This window comes from Pectobacterium sp. HCp5_1 (assembly GCF_032905925.1).
Taxonomy (GTDB): Bacteria; Pseudomonadota; Gammaproteobacteria; order Enterobacterales; family Enterobacteriaceae; genus Pectobacterium; species Pectobacterium brasiliense_A.
Window position 1 is genome coordinate 15,068 of sequence record NZ_JAUMIO010000030.1, and the last position, 19,481, is coordinate 34,548.

General features: G+C 51.2%; 19 protein-coding genes. 9 read left to right on the forward strand and 10 right to left on the reverse strand.

All coding sequences use genetic code 11. The features are described from left to right. Positions 1–35: 35 nt before the first annotated feature. From Q3A88_RS17385 to sodC, 5 genes are read left to right on the forward strand one after another with little or no spacing between them, the layout of a single operon-like run. Positions 36–515, forward strand: a complete 480-nt coding sequence (locus Q3A88_RS17385; protein ID WP_110162868.1) for a nuclear transport factor 2 family protein — start codon at positions 36–38, stop codon at positions 513–515. Beyond that, positions 512–664 carry a hypothetical protein gene (locus Q3A88_RS17390; protein WP_309098186.1) on the forward strand — a complete coding sequence of 51 codons (153 nt, stop codon included), beginning with the start codon at positions 512–514 and terminating at the stop codon, positions 662–664. The genes Q3A88_RS17385 and Q3A88_RS17390 overlap by 4 nt, the downstream gene beginning before the upstream one ends. After that, complete coding sequence (locus Q3A88_RS17395; RefSeq protein ID WP_317178343.1) at positions 657–1,382, forward strand: DUF1365 domain-containing protein; 726 nt, start codon at positions 657–659, stop codon at positions 1,380–1,382. The genes Q3A88_RS17390 and Q3A88_RS17395 overlap by 8 nt, the downstream gene beginning before the upstream one ends. Continuing rightward, entirely contained in the window at positions 1,379–2,608 is a 1,230-nt protein-coding gene (locus tag Q3A88_RS17400) for a cyclopropane-fatty-acyl-phospholipid synthase family protein (RefSeq protein WP_317178344.1), read from the forward strand. The genes Q3A88_RS17395 and Q3A88_RS17400 overlap by 4 nt, the downstream gene beginning before the upstream one ends. 53 nt (positions 2,609–2,661) lie before the next feature. Beyond that, positions 2,662–3,186, forward strand: a complete 525-nt coding sequence (sodC, locus tag Q3A88_RS17405) for a superoxide dismutase [Cu-Zn] SodC (RefSeq protein WP_233989334.1) — start codon at positions 2,662–2,664, stop codon at positions 3,184–3,186. A gap of 56 nt (positions 3,187–3,242) precedes the next feature. On the opposite strand, the gene Q3A88_RS17410 is transcribed toward sodC, so the two are convergent. Both Q3A88_RS17410 and Q3A88_RS17415 read right to left on the reverse strand, forming a co-directional pair. Next, on the reverse strand, positions 3,243–4,562 hold the full coding sequence (locus tag Q3A88_RS17410) for an ABC transporter substrate-binding protein (RefSeq protein WP_233989335.1): 1,320 nt from the start codon (positions 4,560–4,562) through the stop codon (positions 3,243–3,245). Positions 4,563–4,673: 111 nt separating this feature from the next. Beyond that, positions 4,674–5,969: a Gfo/Idh/MocA family oxidoreductase gene (locus Q3A88_RS17415; RefSeq protein WP_317178345.1), complete on the reverse strand. Its 1,296-nt coding sequence runs from the start codon at positions 5,967–5,969 to the stop codon at positions 4,674–4,676. A 545-nt stretch (positions 5,970–6,514) separates the two neighbouring features. On the opposite strand from Q3A88_RS17415, the gene ogt reads away from it, so the two are divergent. From ogt to uspE, 3 genes are all read left to right on the forward strand, one after another. After that, positions 6,515–7,042 carry a methylated-DNA--[protein]-cysteine S-methyltransferase gene (gene ogt, locus Q3A88_RS17420; protein WP_193399101.1) on the forward strand — a complete coding sequence of 176 codons (528 nt, stop codon included), beginning with the start codon at positions 6,515–6,517 and terminating at the stop codon, positions 7,040–7,042. 291 nt (positions 7,043–7,333) lie between these two features. After that, on the forward strand, positions 7,334–8,080 hold the full coding sequence (fnr, locus tag Q3A88_RS17425) for a fumarate/nitrate reduction transcriptional regulator Fnr (RefSeq protein ID WP_010274971.1): 747 nt from the start codon (positions 7,334–7,336) through the stop codon (positions 8,078–8,080). Between the two features lie 190 nt (positions 8,081–8,270). After that, the gene (uspE, locus tag Q3A88_RS17430; protein ID WP_110162864.1) at positions 8,271–9,221 is read left to right on the forward strand and encodes a universal stress protein UspE; all 951 of its coding nucleotides are present in this window, start codon (positions 8,271–8,273) and stop codon (positions 9,219–9,221) included. 139 nt (positions 9,222–9,360) lie between these two features. On the opposite strand, the gene pntB is transcribed toward uspE, so the two are convergent. Further along, on the reverse strand, positions 9,361–10,749 hold the full coding sequence (gene pntB / locus Q3A88_RS17435) for a Re/Si-specific NAD(P)(+) transhydrogenase subunit beta (protein ID WP_110162863.1): 1,389 nt from the start codon (positions 10,747–10,749) through the stop codon (positions 9,361–9,363). A 10-nt stretch (positions 10,750–10,759) separates the two neighbouring features. After that, positions 10,760–12,289, reverse strand: coding sequence for a Re/Si-specific NAD(P)(+) transhydrogenase subunit alpha (gene pntA, locus Q3A88_RS17440; protein ID WP_039519573.1), 1,530 nt, complete (start codon positions 12,287–12,289; stop codon positions 10,760–10,762). A 579-nt stretch (positions 12,290–12,868) separates the two neighbouring features. On the opposite strand from pntA, the gene ydgH reads away from it, so the two are divergent. Continuing rightward, complete coding sequence (gene ydgH / locus Q3A88_RS17445; protein ID WP_110162862.1) at positions 12,869–13,822, forward strand: DUF1471 family protein YdgH; 954 nt, start codon at positions 12,869–12,871, stop codon at positions 13,820–13,822. 83 nt (positions 13,823–13,905) lie between these two features. On the opposite strand, the gene kdsA is transcribed toward ydgH, so the two are convergent. From kdsA to hemA, 6 genes are all read right to left on the reverse strand, one after another. Beyond that, positions 13,906–14,760: a 3-deoxy-8-phosphooctulonate synthase gene (gene kdsA, locus Q3A88_RS17450; RefSeq protein ID WP_317178346.1), complete on the reverse strand. Its 855-nt coding sequence runs from the start codon at positions 14,758–14,760 to the stop codon at positions 13,906–13,908. Between the two features lie 75 nt (positions 14,761–14,835). Beyond that, a complete protein-coding gene (gene sirB1, locus Q3A88_RS17455; protein ID WP_010274939.1) occupies positions 14,836–15,645 on the reverse strand; it encodes an invasion regulator SirB1 in 810 nt (269 codons plus the stop codon). 2 nt (positions 15,646–15,647) lie between these two features. Beyond that, on the reverse strand, positions 15,648–16,049 hold the full coding sequence (locus tag Q3A88_RS17460) for a SirB2 family protein (protein ID WP_317178347.1): 402 nt from the start codon (positions 16,047–16,049) through the stop codon (positions 15,648–15,650). Positions 16,050–16,054: 5 nt separating this feature from the next. Then, a complete protein-coding gene (gene prmC, locus Q3A88_RS17465; protein WP_317178348.1) occupies positions 16,055–16,900 on the reverse strand; it encodes a peptide chain release factor N(5)-glutamine methyltransferase in 846 nt (281 codons plus the stop codon). Next, positions 16,900–17,982, reverse strand: a complete 1,083-nt coding sequence (gene prfA, locus Q3A88_RS17470) for a peptide chain release factor 1 (RefSeq protein WP_014915429.1) — start codon at positions 17,980–17,982, stop codon at positions 16,900–16,902. The genes prmC and prfA overlap by 1 nt, the downstream gene beginning before the upstream one ends. A gap of 33 nt (positions 17,983–18,015) precedes the next feature. After that, complete coding sequence (gene hemA, locus Q3A88_RS17475) at positions 18,016–19,272, reverse strand: glutamyl-tRNA reductase (RefSeq protein WP_205591354.1); 1,257 nt, start codon at positions 19,270–19,272, stop codon at positions 18,016–18,018. Positions 19,273–19,481 lie beyond the last annotated feature (209 nt).

Below are 19,481 nucleotides of genomic sequence, written 5' to 3' on the forward strand. Positions count from 1 at the left end.
CGGCGTGGGAGTGGGTGACCTTAACAGGAGTGGTTATGACGATAGAACAAGCGCGCGAGGAAGACGGCATTTCGGTAGAGAATGGCGAGCATGATCCTATTCTGCTGAAAATAAGGGAATTTTATCGAGAACTGACAGCCGAGAAATTAACGGAGCTGGGTGATATCTATCATCAGGATATTCACTTTATCGATCCCGTTTCCAGTCACAATGGGTTGAATGCGTTACATCGCTACTTTTCTCATTCACTCGACAATCTGAGCTACTGTCAGTTCGAGATCGCTGATGTCCATACCTTCCGCGGTGGTGCAACGATGTTCTGGACGATGCACTATGCGCACCCGTCGTTAAAGCGTAACGCGTCGCTGACATTAGCAGGCTGTAGCCACCTGCTCTTCGCCGACAACAAAGTGATCTACCACCGTGACTATTATGATATGGGCGAGATGCTTTATCAGCATGTTCCCCTGCTTGGTTCGCTTATCCGCTACCTGAAATCAAGAATTCAGTCATGAGACAGCACCAACAGCAGCGTAAACGTAGTAATGGGCACAACCGCAGCGGGTTTTGTGGTGCCTATGGGTACAACGGTTTCCGCAAAGATGGCGTCAAAAGCGTGCTGAATGTCGCCAGCCAACTCCATCAGAGCGTGCAAGATGAATAGCGCCTTATATGTTGGCAAGGTTCGTCATCGACGCTTTACGCCCGTCACGCATTGTTTTGACTATGCGTTATTCATGACGTTAATCGACTTGGATGAGATTCACGCTTTGCCGCATGTCGGCATTGCACTGGAGCGCTTTTCCCCTGCGTCATTTTGTCGCGGCGATTACCTCGGTGGCGGCGATATAAAAACCAAAGCGCAGGATCGGATTGCAGAACTAACCGGAGAACGCCTCACGGGGAAGGTGCTATTGCTGTGTCAACTGCGCTATCTGGGCTGTTATTTCAATCCGGTCAATTTCTATTATTTGTACGATGAGCATAACGAACTACGCTGGTTATTGGCAGAAGTGCGTAATACGCCCTGGAACGAACGCCATACTTATGCCGTCGTCCCCGATGGCTCTACGCCGGTTTCCAAAGCGTTTCATGTGTCGCCTTTTAACCCGATGGATATGGTGTATCACTGGCGGCTCACTCCGCCCGACGCGCGTCTGAGGATCCACATCGAGAACCACAGACAAGGACGCGAGTTTGACGCGACGCTGGTGCTGCATCGTCAGCCGCTCACTCGTGCCGCCCTGCGCACTCAGCTTTGGTCTTTGCCGTTAATGACGATGAAAACCGCCTGCACCATATATTGGCAGGCTTTGAAACTGTGGATTAAACGCTCGCCCATTTATCCTCATCCGCAGTCTGGAAAGAAGGACAACCCATGAGTTCAACGGAAACACAGTTGGTGCGCCACCCAAGCAATATCGCTCGCTATATGCGGGCCAGAAAAGTGGTCTTTCTTCTGCTTAGTCGACTAGAAGGCGGAGGGTTGCGCCTTCACGAACCAGAAGGCAATGAAACGTTATTCGGGGATCGGCACGCGGCACTGCAAGGTGACATCACGATACATAACCACCGTGCTTATCGCCGTGTCTTGCTGGGTGGCAGCATCGCTGCGGGTGAAAGCTATATCGATGGCGACTGGAGCTCAAGCAACCTCACGCTCGTTCTCCAGCTTTTGGCGCAGAATCAGGCGCTAGTCGATACGCTTGAAACGCGCTTTGGCTGGCTGATGGGGCCATTTCATCGTGTCATCCACTGGTGCCGTCGTAATCGTCCGCAGCAGGCACAGAAAAATATTGCCGCCCATTACGATCTGGGTAACCATTTTTACCGCAGCTTTCTCGATAGCGAGATGCTCTACTCCAGCGCCTGGTATCAGCAACCCGAAATGACGCTGGAAGACGCACAGCGCGCCAAGCTGCGTCGCCTCTGCGAACAGTTGGCGCTCTGTGAAACGGATCACTTACTGGAAATTGGCACTGGCTGGGGAGGATTAGCCGAGCTGGCCGCGCGTGAATATGGCTGCTATGTCACCACCACCACGCTGTCACAACAGCAGTATGACTACGCGGTTGAGCGCATTCAGCACGCGGGGCTGAGCCATAAAGTCACGGTTCTGCTACAGGATTACCGCGCCTTAACCGGCCAGTATGACAAACTGGTCTCGGTCGAAATGATCGAGGCGGTCGGAAAGGCTTATTTGCCCACCTTCTTCAAGCGCTGCCAGCAACTGTTGCGCCCACAAGGCCGCATGGTGCTTCAGGCAATCACGATTGCCGACCAGCGCTATAGTCACTACAGCCGCAATGTCGATTTCATCCAGCGTTATATTTTCCCCGGCGGTTTTCTGCCCTCGATTACCGTGATGACCACCACCATGACGCGGCATACCGACTTTATCACCCGCGACCTGTTTGATATCGGTCAGGACTATGCCCGCACCCTCAGCGAATGGCGACAGCGATTTTATCAGCAGTGGCATATGCTGAGTGCTCAGGGCTTTGATGAAACGTTCCAACGCCTGTGGGTGTTTTACCTTTGCTATTGTGAGGCGGGCTTTCGCGCACGCACTATTAGCACGGTACAGCTCACCGCAGAAAGACCATGAGCACAAAGCATCGCGACTGATTCTCTACACTCAACCCTAAGAGGCAAAAGACAATGAAACTGAAGGCACTTATCCTGACAGGCGTGTTCTTTTCCTGTTCCACCTTCGCGGCAAGCACCACGGTGACGCTGAATGAAGCACTGCCAACGGGCACGGGGGGAAGTATCGGTGAGGTATCCATTGCGGAAACGCCGTACGGCCTGCTTTTCACGCCGAACCTGAAGGGATTAGAAGCGGGTATTCATGGGTTCCATGTGCATGAAAATGCCAGCTGTGAACCTGCCGAGCAAGACGGCAAACCAGTTCCCGCTCTGGCGGCAGGTGGTCATCTCGATCCGACAAAAACCGGCAAACACCTTGGCCCGTATAACGATCAGGGACATTTGGGCGACCTGCCCGGTCTGGTTGTGAATGCAGATGGCACGTCAACCTATCCGATTCTGGTCCCCCGGATAAAATCACTGTCTGAGGTGAAAAATCATGCGTTGATGGTTCACGTCGGCGGAGATAACTACGCGGACACGCCAGCAAAACTGGGCGGTGGTGGAGCCAGAATGGCGTGTGGTGTGATTAAGTAAGGCATAACACGATGCCATATCGTTTGTGACATGGCATCGCACATTAACAGCGGGAGTTAGCGGATCGCACGTTTTAATATGCGGTTAGCGCCACTGAGGAAATCATCGGCAACCTTATTCACCTCTCCGTTACCGTAATCCAGTTTTTGTAAACTGCTTGTCCACAGCTGAACCAATTCCTGATTTTCCATAAACGGTGAAACGGGCACCTTAGTCGCAGGTTGCTCCGCTGCCGCCCGATAGGCATTCGCTAACAGGTTACCGGGGTTGATCACGCCGATATCCTCTAGCAGTTTTTGCGCTTTCGGGTTAGCAGGCATCCCGTTTTGCAATCCTAATGCCTTCACGCCCTCCGGGTTACTCAGCATGAAACTCATCAGCATCGCCGCCTCTTTAGGATGCTTACTGTTCTTGCTGATGGAGAACAGTGAAGACGGTTTGGAGATCAGCCCCGAATCTTTGGCATTAGGCATGGTGAGGAATGGCCCCGTTTCCAACACCGCATCCTTCGGCATATTGCTGGAATAGGTATAAATGGCCGAATCCCATAAGTACATCCCGGCTAATTCACCGTTAATCCAAGGGCGAATTTCATAGACGTTGGTGCGGCCGAACGAGGAGAAATAGCGCTGATCGGGTATCACATGGGAATCAACCAGCTTTTTATAAAAGCCGAAGAGTTCCCGTACCTGATCGCGGCTATAGGCAATGCTCTGCTTCTTCTCATCGATCATATCAATGCCGTATTTCTGTGCCATGTAACTACGGCCGAGCGTCAGAATATCCAGCACATCGCTTGAACCTTGAGCAACGCCAAGTGGGTAATAGTTGTCGCCTAGTTTTTGTTTAAACACCGGACCAGCGGCAAACAGCTCATCCCAGGTTTGCGGATAGGCGATGCCTGCTTTATCCCAGGTGGTTTTATTGTAAATCATGCTGCGGGACGTCATCGAAATCGGTAGACCTTGTAGCTTCCCTTTTACGTCTGCCGTTTTCAGGGCGTTAGGCGGAAAATCTCCCAGCCCCAAAATATCTTTTTGCTTATTCAAATCATAAAAGCCGTCGCCATTGCGGGAAAACTGCGGCAGCCAGTTCCAGTCGATACGAATCACATCAGGCTCTTGCCCCCCTGCCATCTGGGTTGACAGACGGGAAAGGTAGCCATCCCAACCAGCATATTCGGCTTTGACGGTAATCGTCGGGTTGGCTTTTTGGAACGCGTTAATTGCCGCGAGTGTCGCCTCATGCCGCTGATTGCCCCCCCACCAGGAGATACGGATCTCGGCGGCGTCAGCGGAGTGAGAAAATGCCGCGCCCACGGGCAGCGCAGCACAGAGCAGGAGTAGGTGAGATAATTTGTTCCGTGTTTTCGCCATAATAGAACCCTTATAATAGTATTCGGAGGTTTCCACCTGTCTGCCGGTATGCGGACAGACAGGTACTACGGATGCGGAAGCATTTTCTGCCTGAAATGGCAGGTACTCTGATTAATTCCCTCTTTTCAGGTTAACGGCCAGTTCGCTTATTTTCACTGGCAGTTCGGTGCGTAATGATCGATTGGCAGCGATGCCAGTTAAAATAGACATGGCCCCATCACGATAATCTGCTGCGCGATGTAATGGATCGGGTTCCGGTGTCCCAAACAGATCGTTCAACATGACCTGATCGCCGCCGCCGTGTCCGCCCGCTTTAAATTCAACCGGTACGACATAAGGCTCGTCAAACATCGGATAGATCTTTATTTCACATTCATTCAGCGCACCTTCATCCTCTTTTTGTCCGCCTCCGTTTACATAAGATTTTTCTACCAGTTTCATTTCTAACCGGCCCTTACTGCCATTAAACACCACGTTCAGCCCTTCCCAGGGTAAATAGGCGTTTAATGAGTACGTCATGATAGCTTTGCTCTTATAGCGCACCATCACACCCAGTACATCTTCAATATTAATACCGTCATCGAACACGCTTTTATCGCGGTAATAGCCGTCTTCATGTTCAGCGTCTAAATATAAGGCGGTCAGCTGTTCGCTTTTATTCATGTGCAGCGCAAACGGGTCGTTTTCTGCCGCCGCGCTGTTATGTGAACGGGAATAAAATTCTGTGACACCGCGCGCTTCGGCATTCGCTTTACCGTAAAAGCGTAAATCACCCTGCGCATAGACCGTTTCCGGTTCGCTATTCAGCCAGAAATTCACCAGATCAAAATGGTGCGTGGATTTGTGTACCAACAACCCGCCGCTATTGTGTTTGTCACGGTGCCAGCGACGGAAATAATCCGCTCCGTGCTCGGTATTCAGCAGCCATTCAAAGTGAACAGAATAGACTTCGCCAATCACCCCGGCAGCAATTAATTCACGGACTTTACTGTGATGCGGGGCGTAGCGGTAATTAAAGGTCACGCGCAATTTACGGCCAGTACGGTTAATCGCATCGATAATCGCCTGACATTTCTCTTCATCAATCGTCATCGGTTTTTCACTGATGACATCACAGCCCAATTCCATTGCCCGGATAATATAGTGATGATGCGTCCGATCCAGAGACGTCACAATAACCACATCCGGCTTGGTTTCCGCGATCATCTGTTCAAACTGTTCGGCGCGGTACGTCGGCACATTATCGTGCCCATATTTATGGACAATCTGGTTGGCGTAATTCATTCGCGTCTGGTTTGTATCGCAAAAAGCAACAAACTGTCCCTGATCCTGATAATCCCTGGCGATCGACTCCAGATAAAGGCCCGCGCGGCCTCCCGTTCCCACTACGGCATATTTTTTTTTCATTCTGCGCATTTCCTCCAAATAACATAGGACACATAGCTATTCGTACATCAAAACAGGACGCTAAAACGTTTACCGGATTGACTGGCAAGGGGATGGTTGAGTGATTTTCATTATGACAAGCCATACCCACACGCTGATGCCTTTGCCATAAAAAAATAGAGCATCCCAACATCGTTCACCTTCATATTATTGCCATGTGATGATGTTGTCTGGCACTAGGATGAAGATTGACATGTTCCATCTCTCATAAATACAAATTGAGTATTTCCTACATTAACGATTGATTTTATTGGCAATGTTAGATGAAGTGCATCCCCATACCTTATGTTGGATGTGCATTGCCTCTCTTAAGTATTCGTACGTCAACGGGATTCGCTCTCACATGGCGTGACCCAACACGAGTGACGAGCGTGACACTTTTCTCTTTTTCCACCTTACCGCGTGACATATCTCGCATTTTATTTTCAATCCGTCCGAGGATGCCGGATAATCAGCACGTAACTCATGAGAGAAGCAAGAAAGCGATAAGCGCGTAAGGAATCACTATGCAGACTTTTTTTCAGGACACTATGGCAACTCCGCTTGGGGAGTTATTGATTATTGCGGATGAAAATAATCATTTGCGTGCCGTCGAGTGGCGCGAGTATGAAGATGATTTATTTCGCCTGCTCAATCGTAGTTATCGAAATGATCCTTTTTCGTTACAGCCGCGTCATAATCCCGGTGGCCTGACAGAAAGCCTGCAACGCTATTTTGATGGTGAATTAGCGATTATTGATACGCTGCCCGTTGCTTCTGTAGGGACCGAATTTCAACAGCAGGTCTGGAAGGAATTACGTCGAATCCCCTGTGGAGAAATTACCACGTACGGCGAACTCGCAACGCTACTGGGACGCACCGGCGCAGCACGTGCGGTTGGCATGGCAAACGGCTCCAACCCTGTCAGCATCGTGGTTCCGTGCCATCGCGTCATCGGTACAGGCGGTGCGTTGACGGGCTATGCGGGTGGCATTCACCGTAAACAGTGGCTACTCGCTCACGAAGGTTATTTACCTCGACAGCTATTTACCTAGACTGAATAGTTTGCCGTTATAATTTTTACGCTTCGCGACACGCGATCATGCCCTCCGAATTGCTTATCATCGTTAGCAATTCGGATTAATCAATGTGTTAACTATTCGGTAACCTAATGGACGAAAATATTATCTCCTCACAGGTCTTATATATCGGAATATTTTCCAGAAAAATCGAAAAATTATAGTTAGTTCACTATTTATTGGTCTATTCCAGTGATTACCGGTCTTATCAGAGCCGATAAAAGCTGTTAAAATTGACCAATATCAATTATTGCCTGAGCAAAGCCTATGATCCCGGAAAAGCGAATTATCCGACGCATCCAGTCTGGCGGTTGTGCAATCCACTGTCAGGATTGCAGTATCAGTCAGCTATGCATCCCTTTCACCCTGAATGAACACGAGCTCGATCAGCTCGACAACATCATTGAAAGGAAGAAGCCTATCCAGAAGGGGCAGGCACTGTTTAAGGCTGGCGATGAACTGAGGTCGCTGTACGCTATCCGCTCCGGTACGATAAAAAGCTATACCATCACGGAGCAAGGCGACGAGCAGATTACCGGCTTTCATCTGGCGGGTGACCTGGTAGGCTTTGATGCTATCGGTACGGCCCAACACCCGAGCTTCGCGCAGGCGCTGGAAACCTCAATGGTTTGCGAAATTCCTTTCGAGACGCTGGACGATCTCTCAGGGAAAATGCCTAACCTGCGTCAACAGATGATGCGCCTGATGAGCGGCGAAATCCGTGGCGATCAGGACATGATTCTGCTGCTGTCGAAGAAGAATGCTGAAGAGCGTCTGGCGGCGTTTGTCTACAACCTTTCCCGCCGTTTCGCTCAGCGTGGTTTCTCGCCGCGTGAGTTCCGTCTGACCATGACGCGCGGTGATATCGGCAACTATCTGGGGCTGACCGTTGAAACCATCAGCCGTCTGCTGGGGCGTTTCCAGAAAAGTGGTACGCTGGCGGTAAAAGGAAAATACATCACGATCGAGAATCTCGATGCGCTTTCCGAATTAGCAGGCTCTTCACGCAAGTAATCTTTCCAGCCTAACTATCTGACGTTGCCGCTTTTTTACTGTGGCAACGTCAATTTTACCCTCCTCTTTTCCTCCCCACCCGTGATATTTCCTATTTTGTTATTCTGCAGCTTATCTCTGTTGTCCAAAACGATTCCATTGCGGTACTCTTGAATGACAGGCTGTGGAGTAACAGCTGTTTGGAGGAGCTATGGCAAAGTATCAGAACTTACTGGTAGCTATTGACCCAAATCAGGATGACCAACCAGCGCTGCGTCGGGCGGTTTACCTGGTTCAGCGACTTGGCGGCCGTATCAAGGCATTTCTGCCGATTTATGATTTCTCTTATGAAATGACAACCCTGCTTTCTCCCGATGAACGGGTGGAAATGCGTCAGGGTGTTATTCAGCAACGAACCGAGTGGATTGCGGAACAGTGCAAATACTACATCGAAGCGGGTGTTTCGATAGAAATCAAAGTGGTGTGGCACAACAAGCCCTTTGAAGCCATTATTCGGGAAGTGATTTCCGGTCAGCATGACCTGTTGCTGAAGATGGCGCATCAGCACGATCGGCTGGAAGCCGTTATCTTTACGCCAACCGACTGGCAATTACTACGCAAGTGCCCTTGCCCCGTGTGGATGGTAAAAGATCAGCCTTGGCCAGTCGAAGGTCGCGCGTTAGTTGCCGTCAATCTGGCTAGCGAAGACCCGTATCACGATCCGCTTAATATCAAACTGGTATCGGAAACGCTGGAGCTGGCACAGCATGTTGATCAGACTGAGGTTCATCTGGTCGGCGCCTACCCTGTTACCCCCATCAATATCGCCATTGAACTGCCTGATTTCGATCCCAGCGTCTATAACGATGCAATTCGAGGGCAGCACCTTATCGCCATGAAGTCGCTACGGCAGAAATTCGGCTTGGATGAACGCGTAACGCACGTGGAAAAAGGGTTGCCGGAAGAAGTGATACCCGATCTGGCGGAACATCTGCAAGCGGGCGTCGTGGTGTTAGGGTCGTTGGGCAGAACCGGCCTTTCCGCTGCCTTTATCGGCAACACCGTCGAGCATGTTATCGATCACTTGAAGTGCGATTTACTTGCCATCAAACCTGATGATTTCGTGTCACCGATTACGTTCGAAGACGGTGATAACAGCTGATTGCTCGCATCATCACGCTCAACATCAAATAATGCCAGCCTCAGTGCTGGCATTATTTTTTGGCGATGCCGCGCATCACTATATTTGAGATGTAAAAAAGGGGCGACTTCGCCCCTTTCGTTTTCTACTTCCCGTACGCTTACAGCGCTTTCAGAATCGCTTCAACGCTGTCTTTGGCATCGCCAAACAGCATTTGCGTGTTCTCTTTAAAGAACAGCGGATTCTGTACGCCTGCGTAACCGGTATTCATGGAACGCTTGAACACGATAACATTCTGCGCTTTCCACACTTCCAGCACTGGCATGCCAGCGATTGGGCTGTGTGGATCTTCTTGCGCCGCCGGGTTAACGGTGTCATTCGCGCCAATGACCAGTACGGTATCGGTATCGGTGAAATCATCATTAATTTCATCCATTTCCAACACGATGTCGTAAGGTACTTTTGCTTCAGCCAACAGCACGTTCATGTGACCAGGCAGACGCCCTGCAACTGGGTGAATACCAAAGCGAACGTTAATGCCACGTGCGCGCAGTTTTGCGGTGATGTCATGCACAGGATATTGCGCCTGCGCGACGGCCATACCGTATCCCGGCGTGATGATGACGGAAGTTGAGTTCTTGAGTAAATCAGCCACGTCTTCTGCTGAAGCCTCGCGGTATTCACCCACTTCTTCACTCTCACCAGAGGACACGCCATCCGTACCAAAACCACCGGCAATCACGCTGATAAAGGAACGGTTCATCGCTTTACACATGATGTAAGACAGAATCGCACCCGAAGAACCCACCAGAGCACCGGTCACGATCAGCAGGTCATTGCTCAGCATGAAGCCCGCTGCCGCTGCCGCCCAACCGGAGTAGGAGTTCAGCATAGAAACAACGACCGGCATGTCCGCACCGCCAATCGATGCAACCAGATGCCAGCCAAATACCAGTGCAATCCCCGTCATCAGGATCAATGCCAGCACCTGCAGCGCTACACTGCCCGTATTGACGAAAACCAGCAGCAGCAGGAAGGACACAACCAACGCCGCCAGATTCATTTTATGGCGATGAGGCAGCATCAACGGCTTGGAAGAGATCTTGCCGCGCAGCTTACCGAAAGCAACAACGGACCCCGTGAAGGTCACAGCACCGATGAAGATACCCAAAAAGACTTCCGTCAAATGGATATTGACCATCACCGGATCGGTAATTTCACCGTGGTCGAGGAAGCTGTTAAAGCCAACCAGTACCGCTGCAAAGCCCACAAAGCTGTGAAGAATCGCGACCAGTTCTGGCATTTCGGTCATTTCGACCTTACGCGCCAGATAAATACCGATTGATCCACCGATCGCCATTGCGACGATGATCCAACCCACGTTGCCAGAATCCGGCCCCAGAATCGTCGCGATCAGCGCAAGCGCCATCCCGCTGATACCAAAGATGTTCCCTTGTTGCGACGTTTCGTGCTTGGACAACCCAGCCAAACTGAAAATAAAGAGAATTGCGGCAACAATGTATGCAGCAGTTACTAATCCACCAGACATGTGTTACCCCTTAGTTTTTACGGAACATTTTCAGCATGCGCTGAGTCACGGTGAAACCACCGAAAATATTGATGCTGGCGATCAATACGGCAATGAATGAGAAGAACGACACCCATCCGCCGTGGCCGATCTGCAACAATGCTCCGACAACGATAATGCCTGATATTGCGTTAGTGACTGACATCAATGGCGTGTGCAAGGCGTGGCTGACATTCCAGACAACGTAATAACCCACCACGCAGGACAGCGCAAAAACGGTAAAGTGAGACAAGAACTCTTTAGGCGCAACATCGGCCAGCCAACCAAACAGCAGGATGGCGATCACGAGGAACGCATATTTCTTCCACGGCGACGTCGGCTTGGCGTCTTCCTTCACCATGGCAGCGGCAGGTTTTGCCTGCTGTGGCTGTGCGGAAACCTGAATGGGCGGTGCCGGCCAGGTGATCTCACCTTCTTTAATAACGGTCACGCCGCGAATCACGGTATCGTCAAAATCGACGTCGATCTCGCCGTCTTTCTCTTTACATAGTAATTTCAGCAGGTTAACCAGGTTCGTACCGTAAAGCTGTGAGGATTGCGTCGGCAGACGGCTGGGTAAATCGGTGTAACCGATAATTTTGACGCCGTTTTCCGTCACGGTGACGCGATCGGCTACGGTCAATTCACAGTTCCCGCCCGTTTGTGCCGCTAAATCGACAATCACGCTGCCGGGCTTCATGCTGAGCACCATTTCTTTGGTGATCAGGCGCGGTGCCGGTTTTCCAGGGATCAGTGCCGTAGTGACGATAATGTCGACTTCTTTTGCCTGAGCGGCAAACAGTTCCATTTCGGCTTTGATAAAGGCTTCAGACATGACTTTGGCATAGCCGTCGCCGCTGCCTGCTTCTTCTTCAAAGTCGAGTTCGAGGAACTCAGCCCCCATGCTCTTAACCTGCTCTTTTACTTCAGGGCGGGTATCAAAAGCACGAACGATAGCACCTAAGCTACCTGCGGCACCGATCGCAGCCAAACCGGCTACGCCAGCCCCGATAATCATAACCTTAGCAGGCGGAACCTTACCTGCGGCGGTAATCTGCCCGGTAAAGAAGCGGCCAAACTCGTGAGCAGCTTCAACGATGGCACGATAGCCCGCGATGTTAGCCATCGAGCTGAGCGCATCCAGTGACTGCGCGCGCGAAATACGCGGCACGGAATCCATCGCCATCACCGTCACCTGACGGGCAGCCAGCTTCGCAAGCAGTTCTGGATTCTGCGCTGGCCAGATAAAGCTGACAACCGTACTGCCCGCTCGGGTCAGTTCGATTTCATCATCCTGTGGCGCATTCACCTTCAGGACGATATCGGCTTGCCAGACTTCCGAACTGTCAACAATCGACGCACCGGCTTCTTCGTATGCCGCATCGTCAAAACTTGCCAGTTTTCCCGCTTCACGTTCTATCGAGACCGTAAAGCCCAGTTTCAGCAGCTGTTCAACCGTTTTCGGCGTCGCTGCTACACGGGCTTCATTGGCCAACCGCTCTCTTGGTACACCAATACGCATGCTGATACCCTTTTCGCTTATTTTAACGAAGGTTATTATTCTCACCCTATTCTGTTATACGAATTCGCCGAGACCTACTGCACCCTGTATCCCCGCATTCACGCGGTAGGAAGAGGGTCTTATCATCTTCTTACCACTCGTTTTTTGAGGCGTCTCACTGTAGGCGAACTCATTTATAACGTACTGAAAATGTGATCGATGATCCATAAATAAAATGAATTTCACAGAAAAGCCGAGTTATCACAGGTTCTGTCAGCCTTTCTTGGTCGAAAATCATGCTCTTCTCTGCCTTTTGTAGCATTATTACAGAAGTATTTTTCTGGGCTGTTTCACAAAAACGATGTGTTACAAGGTTGTTAATGCGATAAATTGTATAAATATCCCTTATGATGTTAAAACAATCATTAACCGTTATTATTAGCACTTTTCTTGTTGCGAGCCGAAGTATCATGGCTTTTCAGCCCGCTGAAAATGCTAAAGCACAAGAATTTATTCCGTGCGATAATCAGCCCTATTCCGTTACAGGTTGATTGCTATACCTTAAATAATTCGAGTGGCAGGAAGGCGAAAGGATTTTTTATGAAGCTGAAGACTACTGTTATTGCATCTACATTGTTGTTATCACTCTCGGCATTTTCAGCGCAGGCTGCACAGGAACTGACTCCTGAACAGGCAGAATCCCTGCAACCCTTTGAACGAATTACGTTTAAAGGACGTTTTAACGCGATCAATGAAGCGGTAGCCGCAGCCTCAAAACGAGCCGACAAGCTGGGCGCAGAGTCGTTTTATGTACAAGCGATGGATGACGCTAATTCGAGCGGCAACTGGAATGTCACGGTTGATCTGTATCGCAAAGATGCGCCAAAGGCGAATCAGGATGTCCAATTCCGCACCTTCTACGGCGTGAAAGAGCTGCCAAAAGATGTGGCGTATGGATTGGAACCCTATGACACCGTCACCGTTGGCGGATTCTTCCGCAGCCAACCGGACGTCAACGACGCTATTGCGAAAGCAGCAAAAGAGAAAAATGCCGATTCGTTCTACATCGTTCGTCAGGTTGATGTGAACTCGAATAGCGGCAACCAAAAAATTACTGCCTACATTTATAAAGCCGACGCACCGAAGCGCCAAACCCAGAGCACCGACGTCATTCCAGCGGATTCTGATGCAGGCCGTGCGGCGCTGGCTGCGGGTGGTGCAGAAGCCGCCAAGGTGGAAATCCCTGGTGTTGCCAACTCTGGCAGCCCTAGCCGCAACGTAGGTAATTTCTTCGAAACGCAGTCGTCAAAAGGTGGACGTTACACGGTAACGTTAGCAGATGGTTCCAAGATTCAGGAACTGAACAATGCTACTGCAGCGCAGATGGTGCCTTTCGATTCGATTAAATTCCGCGGCAACTACACCAACATGACGCAGGTGTCTGAAGCCGTTGCTAAACGCGCAGGCGAGAAAGGTGCCAAGTACTACCACATCACGAGACAGTGGGAAGGTAAAGGCAACAACCTCACGATCAGCGCCGACCTTTATAAATAACAGCCATCGCGCTGTGTCGTAGAAAACGACGAACGTTATAAACACAAAAACCCGCGATATCGCGGGTTTTTGTTTGAGTAAGATTACTTACTGGTATCCAGTTCTGGGAAGCTTTTTACCAGATCGTCAATCGCTTTGATCTGCTGCAAGAACGGCTCCAGTTTGTCCAGCGGCAGCGCAGACGGACCATCACACTTCGCATTCCCAGGATCCGGGTGAGCTTCAATAAATAGCCCTGCCAGACCGACAGCCATACCAGCACGCGCCAGTTCAGTTACCTGTCCGCGACGGCCACCGGACGCTGCACCAAACGGGTCACGGCACTGTAGCGCATGTGTAACGTCAAAAATCACCGGCGCACCGTTGGAAGCCTGCTTCATGACATTGAAGCCCAGCATATCGACAACCAGATTGTCGTAACCGAAGTTGCTGCCGCGATCGCACAGAATCACCTGATCGTTGCCACCTTCGATGAATTTATCGACGATGTTCCCCATTTGACCCGGGCTGACGAACTGCGGTTTTTTCACGTTGATCACCGCACCGGTTTTCGCCATCGCTTCCACCAGATCGGTTTGGCGTGCCAAAAACGCAGGAAGCTGGATCACATCAACCACATCGGCAACGGGCTGAGCCTGATGCGATTCATGCACGTCAGTGATAATTTTTACGCCAAAGGTCTGTTTCAGTTCCTGGAAGATTTTCATCCCTTCTTCCAGACCAGGACCACGGTAAGAGTGAATAGAGGAACGATTAGCCTTATCGAATGACGCCTTGAACACGTAAGGAATGCCCAACTTCTGCGTGACCGTGACGTAATGCTCACAAATGCGCATCGCCAGATCGCGTGATTCAAGAACATTCATGCCGCCAAACAGCACAAAAGGCAGATCGTTGGCGACGGGGATATCCCCTATCTTGACCACTTTATTCGTCATACTTTTACCTTCATGTCGGGAAATAAATTAACGTAGCATTACTGCAAAACGGTTTCTTAATGTAAGACTGTTTTTTTAATGCAAGACAATCTGTTTCTGCTCTATCGAGTGAATCTGCACTTTTATCATTTCACTCACCGGATCTTCTGGGCACTGTTCAACGAAATAGTTGAGATCGGACAGCGCAATATGGTCGCAATCCAGTTGAGCATAAATCAGGCCGCGATCGCGGATTTCATACGGATCGTCCGGGTCAAACTGCAGCACCGCTTCGCTGGCTCTCAACGCCAGCTCCATCTGCTTTTCTTCCATCAGAGCGACTTTCAGCGTGTCGAGCATTTTACGCACGATCAGGACGTTCTCAGCTTCATCCAGATCTTCATCGAGCAGACGGGTTGACGGGCCGATATTACCTTTCAGCCAGACTTCCAGCACATGCTCACTCAACGTATCGCCATTTAACGGATTGATCAGCCACATTTCTTCGTCGAGCCAGTCGGCGCGCAGAATCAGCTGCGTCGGGAAAATCACCGGCATCAGCGGCAGGCCAAGCTCATTGGCGATATGCAAAAAGATAACGCCAAGCGATACGGGCATGCCCTGGCGAGATTCAAGCACCTGATCCAGCCACAGCGCATCAGAAAGACGATAAACACCGCCCGCACCGCCGAATCCCCAGGTGTGATAAAACAGCTCAATCAGCTTTTCAAGCTGAAGATCTTGCTCAAGGTCGTCAGGAATAGCAGCCCGAGCGTTCTCAACCAACTGTTGCAGATTTTGCCGCACATCCTGAGCGGGAAAGTCGCGGCGAATCGCCTGTGAAACCAACACGACACCATCACTTAGCAGTGACTGGTTGAATTCAAAATCAGCAATAGCACTCATAATTATTCCATCAGCAACGGTGACTGCGTCAGTGCCAGCAGCACGACCACACCAAAGCATATTAAAGCAGATACAAACGCCAACCAGCGAACGTTCTGGCTACGAGGGCGTTTCCCCAAGGCGATAGCGCCAAGAAGGATATAAATGATAACGCCAAACAGTTTTTCCGTCAGCCAGCTTTGCTCGGGAGTAAACGGATACGTATGGCTAAGCATGATTAAACCAATACCGCTGATTAATAACAAGGTGTCGTTAATATGCGGCAGGATTTTCACCCAGCGCTGTTGCAGCATAGCGGATTGTCGGCACAGCCAAAAAAAACGAATCACAAACAGGGAAATACTAATGCCAACCGTTGCCAGATGCAGATATATCGTGGCTGGATAAAGAGTTATCACGTCCATTGCTCCTAATAAATTGGGGCATCCGACCAGCGTCCTAACGACACGCGGTCATTGCCACTGTAGTCCTGACAGGTTTCTATTTGTGTAAATCCTCGGGCCTGCAATAGCTGACGCACCACATCAGCCTGCTGCCAGCCATGTTCCAGCAGCAGCCAGCCACCGTCGTCCAAATAATGCGGCGCAGATTCAATAACAGTGCGTAAATCCGCCAGTCCGTTGTCGGCGGCAATCAGCGCGCTGGCGGGTTCAAAACGGACATCGCCCTGCGACAGATGCACATCATCGGCATCAATATACGGGGGGTTACTGGCGATAAGCGCAAAGCGCGTGTGATCAAGCGGCGAATACCAGCTTCCGGATAAGAAATGGGCGTTGTCGAGCCCCAATTGCTGGGCGTTTTTTGTCGCTAACGCAACGGCATCGGGTTGAACATCAACGCCAGTCACCCGGCAATCACGCCGTTCACTCGCCAGCGCCAGCGCAATCGCGCCGGTTCCCGTGCCCAGATCCAGCACAGCACACGGTGTTTGAGGCAAGCGTAGCAAGGCTTGTTCGACCAGACATTCGGTATCGGGACGAGGAATCAGCGTGGCGGGCGACACGGCCAGCGGTAGTGACCAGAACTCGCGCACGCCGATCAAATAGGCGATAGGTTCCCCCTGTTCACGACGCAGCAGCAGGTCAGTTAACTGCTGCTGTTCAGCCGCGTTCAGCTCAGTTTCACCAAACGCCAGCAGGAACGTGCGGGACTTGCCAGTCACAAATCCCAGCAGAATTTCCGCATCTCGCTTCGGGCTTTCTCCCGCCGCGAGCTGCGCCGCGGCAGAAATTAACCAATCCTGATACGTCATTATTCCTGCTCGGACAACGCAGCAAGCTGATCGGCCTGGTATTCTTGCACAACCGGTTGAATCAGCGTATCCAGTTTCCCTTCCATGACTTCATCCAGTCGGTACAGCGTCAGGTTAATACGGTGATCGGTCACCCTTCCCTGTGGGAAATTGTAGGTACGAATACGGTCAGAACGATCGCCGCTGCCGAGCAGATTACGGCGGGTTGACGCTTCTTCCTGCTGACGTTTCTGCACTTCTGCGGCACGAATACGCGCCCCCAACACCGACAGCGCTTTGGCTTTGTTTTTGTGCTGTGAACGCTCGTCCTGACACTCCACGACAATACCGGTTGGCAAGTGGGTAATACGGATAGCGGAATCGGTGGTGTTAACGTGCTGACCGCCCGCGCCAGAAGAGCGGAAGGTATCGATGCGTAAATCCGCCGGATTGATGTCCGGCATCTCCGCTTCCGGCACTTCCGCCATCACGGCGACTGTACAGGCCGAGGTATGAATGCGTCCTTGAGATTCCGTCGCGGGAACGCGCTGAACGCGATGACCGCCGGATTCAAATTTGAGCTGACCGTACACACCATCACCGGAGATTTTGGCGATAACTTCTTTATAGCCGCCATGTTCGCCATCGCTGGCGCTTACCACCTCAACGCGCCAGCGGCGTGATTCAGCATAACGGCTGTACATACGGAACAAGTCGCCGGCAAAGATCGCCGCTTCGTCACCGCCCGTTCCGGCGCGTACTTCCAGAAAACAGCCGCGCTCATCGTCGGGATCTTTCGGCAACAACAGCACCTGAAGCTGCTGCTCCAGTGCTTCAATCGTCGCTTTGCTTTCTTTCAACTCTTCCTGCGCCATATCGCGCATTTCAGGATCATCCAGCATCATTTCTGCGGTTTGCTGATCCTCTTGCGCCTGCTGCCATTGCTGGAAACAGCGGGTAATATCAGTGAGCTGCGCATATTCTCGCGACAACGTGCGAAAGCGATCCATATCAGCGATGACGCTGGGCTCACCGAGTAACGCCTGGACTTCTTCATGGCGTTCTTGTAACGCTTCCAGTTTAGCAACAATAGAAGGCTTCATGCGGGCGGTTAAATCCTGTAATAGAGATGAATGCTAGTCCAGCCCAAGGCTGTCACGTAAAATTTGTAACCGATGTTGGTCGCCGTCACGAGCGGCTTGCTGAAGGGATTTGGTCGGCGCGTGAATCAGACGGTTGGTTAAACGGTGTGTCAGTTCCTGAATCACCGCTTCAACGTCATTGCCTTGTTGGATGGCGGCCAGCGCCTTGGCCGTCATTTCCGCACGCAATTCATCGGCTTGAGCACGATAATCGCGAATGGTCTCCACCGCGGACTGCGCACGCAGCCACGCCATGAAGTCAGAGCTTTCCTGCTGCACGATAGATTCAGCCTGAACCGCCGCTGCTTTGCGCTGCGCAAGGTTATGCTGAATGATGGCGTGCAGATCGTCCACACTGTAGAGATAAACGTTCGGCAATTTGCCGACTTCTGGCTCAATATCGCGCGGAACCGCAATATCCACCATCAGCATTGGCTGATTCCGTCTCGCCTTCAGCGTCCGTTCCATCATCCCTTTTCCGATAATCGGCAACGTACTTGCCGTTGAACTGATCACGATATCGGCCTGAACGAGCTGTTCGTCCAGCTCTGCCAGCGTGATGACTTCTGCGCCCACTTCCGCTGCCAGCGCCTGCGCGCGTTCACGGGTGCGGTTCGCGATCACCATTTTCTGCACTTTGTGCTCGCGAAGATAGCGAGCGACCAGTTCAATGGTTTCTCCAGCACCAACCAGCAGCACCGTGACATCCGACAGTGATTCAAAAATCTGCCGCGCCAGCGTACAGGCGGCAAATGCCACCGACACCGCGCTGGCGCCGATATCCGTTTCCGTACGAACACGTTTGGCAACGGTAAAGGATTTCTGGAACAGCCGCTCCAGCTCGCTGGACAAGGAGTGACCACGCTGTGATTCGGCAAACGCCTTCTTCACCTGCCCCAAAATCTGCGGTTCGCCTAAGACCAGAGAATCCAGACCGCTGGCCACGCGCATCAAATGGCTAACGGCGGCATTATCCTGATGCCAGTACAGGCTGCCGTTGACCTCTTCCGGGCGCAATTGATGATATTCACACAGCCAGCGAATCAACTGCTCACGCTGGTTTTCCTGTTCGTCAACGCTAAGGTAGAGTTCCGTGCGATTGCAGGTAGACAGCACAACGCCGCCCTGCACCAGCGGTTGCTGTAGCAGACTGTCGAGGGCCACCCCGAGTTTATCTGGTGAGAACACAACACGTTCACGCAGAGAAACCGGTGCGGTTTTGTGATTAATACCAAGCGCAAGCAGGGTCATTAGGCTGTTTCTGAGTAATACCGGTCTTAGTATGGATTTCGTTTGAACCGCATTCTACTTGATGCAGGAGTGCAAGAAAAGCGACAGCACGCGATACACCTCGTCTGAGGTAGTCACTTTTTGACAAAAAACAATAAACGTCATTAACGAATAACAATCATTGACGCTGAGCGGTAAGCCCGTTAGCGTGACGTATTTCACGGACTTCG